The sequence below is a fragment of the Dulcicalothrix desertica PCC 7102 genome, assembly GCF_003991905.1.
GTDB lineage: Bacteria > Cyanobacteriota > Cyanobacteriia > Cyanobacteriales > Nostocaceae > Dulcicalothrix > Dulcicalothrix desertica.
The window spans coordinates 8810-15557 of sequence record NZ_RSCL01000045.1; the positions used below are offsets into that span (position 1 = coordinate 8810).

The window sequence follows — 6748 nt, forward strand, 5'->3', positions numbered from 1 at the left end:
TACTTTCTCCTTACTCCACACTTGTAGTAAAGGCGCCAACCAATTAAGCGTAACTTCTTGTAACGCACTCTTGGTTAATTGATTATTTTCCTGACGGAACATACGGTTAGCAAATTTAGCTGCTTTTTTGGCTCCACCTTCTAAACCTTCTGTACTCACCTTATCCGCAGATTCACGCAAGAAATCAAGATTAGGCGCCAAGTCTTCTTCTAATTCTTCAATTAACTCGTTGAGGTTTGTGGGGCAATAAGGTAGTAGTTCCCACACTGCGGAGTTATCAAACCCATATCTACTTGTTGGTTTTACTTCTTGACTAAGTAACGATTTAATAACAGTTAATACTGGGCGTAACTGCTCAATTACTTCGGGATTGTCGAGAGTTAATTGTCCAATCGTTTGGTTGAAATCAGCAAGTGTAACAGAAATTGAAGTATGTGTTTTGATGAGTGTAGAAGCTTCATCCCAAAATAATCCACACTCCGAATATTTATATTCTTCTGCAAATGGCAAACTATCTGGATGCGCGCGGATTTGTGGAGCCGCTAGTACATGGCATCGTTGATTACGAAAACCATAGCCATAACCACTTGAAGTTTGACAAGCCTTGAACAATGAACATCCCATGCATATGGGGGAATCACCACTTTCAATGTGGGGTATATTTTTAGCCTTGAGTTCATTAAATAAATGGTGACGGTGACAATTACCTGGTGTTAATTTAACGTTTGATTTCTTTCTAGGATGTACTAAAAAAGGCTCTCCACAAGCTGTTTTACGGGTTTCATCTATTTCTAACCCATTGTGACGAATCACCAAATCTACGTAGTTTTGTTCTACTGTTTCTGTGGTTGGGTTACGATGATCAGTAGCTAAATAGTACAAATTTTCAATATTAAAGTCTTCTGCGACGGTTAAACCCGCAGAGTATGACTTACCCAAACCAGGCGCCGACAAATCCAAGATATCGTGCCAACCTTTTTCCACAGCCTCCAACCAAATCGATAACCGCTGCTCGTTGGTGTACTGTATTTTTGGTAATCCCAAATCAACATACTCTTCAGGTGTTGGTAAGTTGCCAAGCTGGTAGATATGTACACAAACAGGTTTAATTGGTTTGGTCGCTGGCGCCTCCCCGAAACCCTTAAACTGTTTGGATAAATGTTTTCCAAGCTTGCTTAATTCATGCTTGATGTCCTCAATATAATTTTGAGTACTGCGGTGTATAGCCTCGAACTGTGACCACGTAATTATGGAAATGGCGCCATCATACTCATCAGGGTCGGGCGTACCCTTTGTATATTGTCCCCACCAACCAACTTTTAACTCATAGCCAAGCTTCTTCAACAACTGGTAAGTACGGCGATATTGGCGCATAACTTGACGGTTAGCAACGGCGCCTGCATCAACTTCTAGTATTATCTCCTCAATACCTCCAAGTTCAATTGCTAATTGGTCAAGATAGGACTCCAAAGTTTGGGGGGAGCCTGCGAAGTTTCCACCTGCGGTGCCTAAAATAATTTCTCCACGTTTCTGTGCTGTTATCCAAGGCTTCAAAATACCTTCATTCAGGCGTACCCGTTTGGATGTTGTGCCACCAATCGGACGGCAGCAAGTAAGAGGTAATTCTCCATTGGTTAAATGGGATGTTGGACCATTGGGACGGTTTTTGGTTTGGGATGATGCCCATTTATATTTGCCGCTTTCAACATCATCCGAATGTAACTGCCAAGTGATGATTTCTCCGTTGGGCGCCCATACTGGACAAAGATAACCAGCTTGGGTGATTAGAGAATCTCCGTTAATCGAAACGCCTGCGAGTTTGTAATTGACAGCCCAATCTAGTTTTTGCCACTGTACGACACTTTTAAACATCCCCTGGTTGATTTGCTCCTCGGTTAATCCGCGACTAAGCAAATCTTCACGATGGTTAGAAAATAAATTTAACTGGGACAAAATTTGATTAATGGCGCCGTCACGTTCAGATGTACTCAACAAACGTGGAAACTGTTTGCGTTCTGTGTCTTTACGAGCGCGCGCAATTTGTTCTAGTTCTTGGCGCCGCGCATTACTTTCCTCAGTATTAGATTGACGCTCAACGTACATGCCCCATGAACCATCTTTGGTGTTTCCGATAAATTGGAAACCTGGTTTAGTATAGGTTCCATCTGTACCTGGCATACACAGATGGAGGTCATTGACTGTGCGGCATTTACTGTGCGGCATTTACCTGTTTCGTCGTTACAGAAGATACAGGGATTATGGCGCCGGGTTGGAATTGGTTTATTAGGCATAGAGACTCCTGATAGGTGGTGAGTCCACTTGGCGGTGTCGGTTTCTTTAGAGCCAAAGTGGCGAACCCGTAAGGGAGTCAGTTAGTGCGCTTCTAAAAAAATGCCATGCTTTATCACTTATACAGATGACTTAGAGCCTTAATTTTTGTTAACGTTTGATAGAACTTTTTTTGTTTTGGTTGGCTCTGGCATGGTGTCTTTTTACCCAAAGGGATTAAAGCTTTGGGATGGGAGGCGCCCGCTAACCGACTTTTTTTTGTTTATTTGTCGGATTGGCTTGAGTTCACTTATGGGTGCTATAGGGGTGCTGTTACCTCCAATTACAAAGCTTGTCAGGAAGCGCAAACTGTTTGATTGAGTCGCTATCTTATTTTCCTACACTGTCATCTCAGTAATTTGGTGGCGCCGTGTAACGAGTGTGCCAACTTATAAAAATTACGGCTGTAACATAAATTTACATAGATGCACGCCGAGTTTTATAGCTTCTTGGCAGCTAAAAGTCACACCACAATACACAAAATTGGACAATTTCTTGTAAGATGTTGGTGTATGGAAAGAAGGGCGAATATACCTCTTCGATTTACTACCAGTCCGCTCCCCAGCAGAATTCGGTAAATCGTAGGGGCTTTGCGCTTCCCTGACAATTTATTAATATCTTTTGAGATTTTACAGCCAAGATGTCACTTGTGGAACATGAGAGTGAACATTTTTGGCTGTAAATTTTTGTGTAGTTACGTTACCCCCCTTGCATCTCTAACAAAATCTTTGTGCAAACTTGATATTTTTGCATTAATGTAAGTTTAAATCATTTGATACTATTTGTGTACAAATTTTATAATTGAATCTATAAAAAAACATTTTAATTATAATGTAGCCAATTTTACTATATACTTAGCCAATAAATACTGATAGTGTGCAACATATTTAACATGAGGGAAAAATAGGAAATTTTCTACTGCTAGTTGGCAGTATGGCGCCCATCCTCGTATTGAGTTGATGCTTATTTATTGCCAACCTCTCAAATCATAAATCTGTCTATTGGTTGATTAGAGCAGTGGTATTCATGTGTAACAATACACTGTTAACTGATAGATACGCTTTAAACTTATTGCCACAAAATTAGCAATATTGTCACTTGCACCATTGACCGAAAGAAGCGTTGGTGCAGTACTCCTATGTCCAAAAATACCCAACATTTTATGGGAACCTTAAGACGGCGCCACCTATTACCAATACTAATTAATCGACTTTTTGATTCATGTATATCAAATATTGGATGCTTGTAGGTAATGTTGAGCCAAAAACAAGTGCTGCTATATTCTTACATCAAAATATCGTGAAACTTATGTCAGAACGTGTCAAAGTATGTCATTGTAGTATCGCCTTACCGCAATGCTTCAAGCTTTATTGTGGCACCAAATGCTATTTTATGAAATACGACTAATTCATTAACGTAATACAGTTTTGTAATTTTGTAGCGCTAATATGCCTGAATTTTTCTTGAACAATCGTGGGGCACCCTTCCTTGTAGTACTTGAATTGAGATACATTTATTTACATTAATATTTGCTAAAAATAGGGTATGATGTCAAATAAAAAACGATTATTTTGGTAAAAGTCAGAACCAGCTATAGGCGCCGAACTTTAATTAATAGATATTAATCGAATAAGTATAATTACTCGGTGCCATAAAATGTATTCCAACATTAAAGATGGACTTATAGAATAGATTCCTGGGCGCCGAGCAATCAAATTGCACTACCTTGGTTGCAGCTTGTAGTGGCAATTAAAACTTATTGCAAAATAATTAGCACTATTTTAAGCACGCAACGCAGCATATGATATAAATTTACCTTACATCTGTCAAGAGACTGAAGGGGTGACAAAGGCGCCTGATGCTTTTGTGAACAATTTGTTCACATATGCGCGCATACATAAATATAGGAATTAGGGTATATTATTTTTCACCGTATATTGTCTAATTAGGGTGCAATTATTGCTGAAAAACGCACCCTAACTCCGGAGAAACTGATTAATATCTATGCTTTCAGTCGCTTATCCTACAACTGAGTCTTTACTTGATTAAAGTATAATTTTCTCATTGTACGTCCGTTTAGCCAAGCAGCGATGCTTTTCTTTATAGTAGGTTTGGTAGGTTGCCGCGCATCAAAATGTTGTAGTACAAAAAGAGCTATGATTTAATAAATTCCTGCAAGTTGAGTCAATGCACTCTTAAGAATCAATCATGTCTAAAACATTACCTAGTAAACCACAGCCATATCATGTCTTTCCGGGTGGAATATCTGTTTACTTTGAAAGCCATGACGAAGAAGGAGATTGGTATCCGCCGATTGTATTACCTTATTTTTGGAAAAACAATGCACTTTACGTGAGCCGTTCCCTGCCGGAATTAGGCTATGAAAAAGCAGTTCCAGTTAATGCAAATTCTAGATTTCCTAGACACAGTGATTTTTTCATACATAATTTTAGGGGTAGCATTGTATGGTTATCCTCTTGTTGACGGCTACATACCCGTTTTTCTTGAACAACTTCAAGGCTCGGAAGCTATACTTTGGCAATCTCATAGAGAAAGCTAATTATTGCTTCCAAGAGTGGACTGAAATATAACCTTTATTTTTATTATTAATAATACAAACCAGTTATGACTTCAATCACCAAAACAGTTACAATTAATGTACTCTCTGATGATAATGGAAGCTTTGTTTGTCAAATATCGCCCTCCGTTGACCAACCCTCGGATGAGATTCGTTGCTGTGGTCAAAGCGAAGAACATGCCATAGCTATTGCATGATTCGCAGTTAGCCGGTCAATACCGCTCTTATGCAGAAGAAAGTCAAAATAAGGATTTTCGAGCAGTAGAGCTTTCTGCATCTGAAGAGCCAATCGAAAAACGTTATCATGTAATTTTACATTACGAACGGATTACCAAAGCAGAGTCTAAATTTGAAGCATTGCAAAACACGTTATTAGGAAATACAGTGGTAGAAAATGCCAAAGTTACCTTAATTGAAATTGACGCAAATTTGCCAGTCCAGCCCTTAACTTGATAACCTCAATAATAAATCTTTGAAAGTATATCGAGGAGGAACGTCGTGGGAGCATCTACTTTTGGAACATACATAATTATTTGGCGCCGGAAAGCCTACTATACGGGTAGTCTAGAAAAGTCGATCTGCCAAAAGTGGATGCTCCCGAACGTCGTCGATGCAGGCGCCTGCTAGTGTTGCTGCAATGAAATTAGTTTCTAATGCTTGGGTAATAGTTAAGTCAGCGTCGCATAGGTCAGCCCCGCTAAAATTAGCTCCAATTAAAATTGCCTGTCTTAAAATAGCTTCTTTAAGGTCAGTTTTAATAAACCAAATACCAATCAAGTTAAAAGTTGTTAAGTCGCTTTCCTCTCAGTTTTAAAACACTGAGTTTCCCACATACCATGTAATCCTATGAACAGAACCTTATATTATCATCAGCAATCAAACTTTTCCCGAAAAATCCGTATATTTTTATCTGAGAAAAGGTTAGATTGCGAACTAAAAGAAATCAATTTGGTCAATAAACCCCCTGAATTTCTCAAAATTTCTCCCATTGGTCAAGTACCTGTATTTGTAGATGAAGATGGCACAACTATTTGGGACTCTACACTGATTGCAGAGTATTTAGATGAAACCTATCCACAACCAAACTTTTATCCGCTCGCTCGTCGTCAAAGGCTTGAGTGTCGTAAATGGGAAGAATTAGCAGATGTTTTAGGTGATAACATTATACGTCTATGGGTACTCGACTTAACGAGTGATATAGCTCCTACTTATTACCGAAAAAAGTATGAAACATTAATTAATCGCCTTTTACCAATTTTTGATGAGCAACTGCTTACTGCGAAATATTTGTTAGGCGGCGAAACTTGGACAGCAGCAGACGTAGCAGCATTATGTTCGCTCTCTTACTACAGCTTACGTTTAAATGAAGATTGGCGAATTCAGTATCCTCATGTGAGAGAATGGTTTGATAGATTACATGAGCGTGAATCGGTCAAGTCAACTATTCCTAGAAAAACTTGATAATATTAAACCGACAACAAGATAAATCATAGTTAGTTATTGAACGCACTTCACAGTTAGGCACCACATAGCACCAACTAATGTAGCATTCCTGCTACACCCACATTCATTTGTTTAATACAAGCGCTCTTAACTAGACTCGCGCGCGTGACTGAGTAATTAGTTGCGTAAAAAATTCTTCTACTCTGTATTCAAACAGGGTTTCCCACAAACAGCAACCGTTGTATCTAATTTCATACACACCAGGGCTTATCTCACGGAAATCCGCAATTAATCCTTCGCGTTTGGCATGATTTAACCTTTTAACCCACATTCCGCACTTCAATTTGAAGTACAAAAGATTACAACCAAGAAAAAAGCAAAAATTCAGGATGACGAAGA

General features: G+C 39.0%; 6 protein-coding genes and 2 pseudogenes. 5 read left to right on the top strand and 3 right to left on the bottom strand.

What is annotated here, in order from left to right:
* Positions 1 to 2178 (bottom strand): annotated as a pseudogene (locus DSM106972_RS46840) (hypothetical protein); the annotation flags it as partial.
* 6 nt (positions 2179 to 2184) lie between these two features.
* Between DSM106972_RS46840 and DSM106972_RS55235 the strand changes: the two are divergent.
* The 4 genes from DSM106972_RS55235 to DSM106972_RS46850 all read left to right on the top strand — a co-directional run bounded on the left by DSM106972_RS55235 (position 2185) and on the right by DSM106972_RS46850 (position 5359).
* The gene (locus tag DSM106972_RS55235) at positions 2185 to 2313 is read left to right on the top strand and encodes a hypothetical protein (protein ID WP_267901235.1); all 129 of its coding nucleotides are present in this window, start codon (positions 2185 to 2187) and stop codon (positions 2311 to 2313) included.
* A 2223-nt stretch (positions 2314 to 4536) separates the two neighbouring features.
* The gene (locus DSM106972_RS54495; protein ID WP_127087132.1) at positions 4537 to 4812 is read left to right on the top strand and encodes a hypothetical protein; all 276 of its coding nucleotides are present in this window, start codon (positions 4537 to 4539) and stop codon (positions 4810 to 4812) included.
* Positions 4813 to 4953: 141 nt separating this feature from the next.
* Positions 4954 to 5103: an immunoglobulin domain-containing protein gene (locus tag DSM106972_RS54500; protein ID WP_233786945.1), complete on the top strand. Its 150-nt coding sequence runs from the start codon at positions 4954 to 4956 to the stop codon at positions 5101 to 5103.
* Entirely contained in the window at positions 5096 to 5359 is a 264-nt protein-coding gene (locus DSM106972_RS46850; RefSeq protein WP_233786944.1) for a hypothetical protein, read from the top strand. Before DSM106972_RS54500 ends, DSM106972_RS46850 begins: the two co-directional genes overlap by 8 nt.
* A 111-nt stretch (positions 5360 to 5470) precedes the next feature.
* Here the strand turns inward: DSM106972_RS46850 and DSM106972_RS46855 are convergent, their stop codons facing one another.
* Positions 5471 to 5683: a pentapeptide repeat-containing protein gene (locus DSM106972_RS46855; RefSeq protein WP_127087133.1), complete on the bottom strand. Its 213-nt coding sequence runs from the start codon at positions 5681 to 5683 to the stop codon at positions 5471 to 5473.
* A 69-nt stretch (positions 5684 to 5752) separates the two neighbouring features.
* Here DSM106972_RS46855 and DSM106972_RS46860 point away from each other — a divergent pair, with 69 nt between their 5' ends.
* A complete protein-coding gene (locus DSM106972_RS46860; protein ID WP_127087134.1) occupies positions 5753 to 6367 on the top strand; it encodes a glutathione S-transferase family protein in 615 nt (204 codons plus the stop codon).
* 133 nt (positions 6368 to 6500) lie between these two features.
* Here DSM106972_RS46860 and DSM106972_RS52950 read toward each other — a convergent pair.
* A pseudogene (locus DSM106972_RS52950) lies at positions 6501 to 6748 on the bottom strand (hypothetical protein); the annotation flags it as partial.

Coding starts and splice junctions, on each gene's coding strand:
- DSM106972_RS55235 (WP_267901235.1), top strand. CDS start 2,185: ATGGAGGTCATTGACTGTGCGGCATTTACTGTGCGGCATTTACCTGTT.
- DSM106972_RS54495 (WP_127087132.1), top strand. CDS start 4,537: ATGTCTAAAACATTACCTAGTAAACCACAGCCATATCATGTCTTTCCG.
- DSM106972_RS54500 (WP_233786945.1), top strand. CDS start 4,954: ATGACTTCAATCACCAAAACAGTTACAATTAATGTACTCTCTGATGAT.
- DSM106972_RS46860 (WP_127087134.1), top strand. CDS start 5,753: ATGAACAGAACCTTATATTATCATCAGCAATCAAACTTTTCCCGAAAA.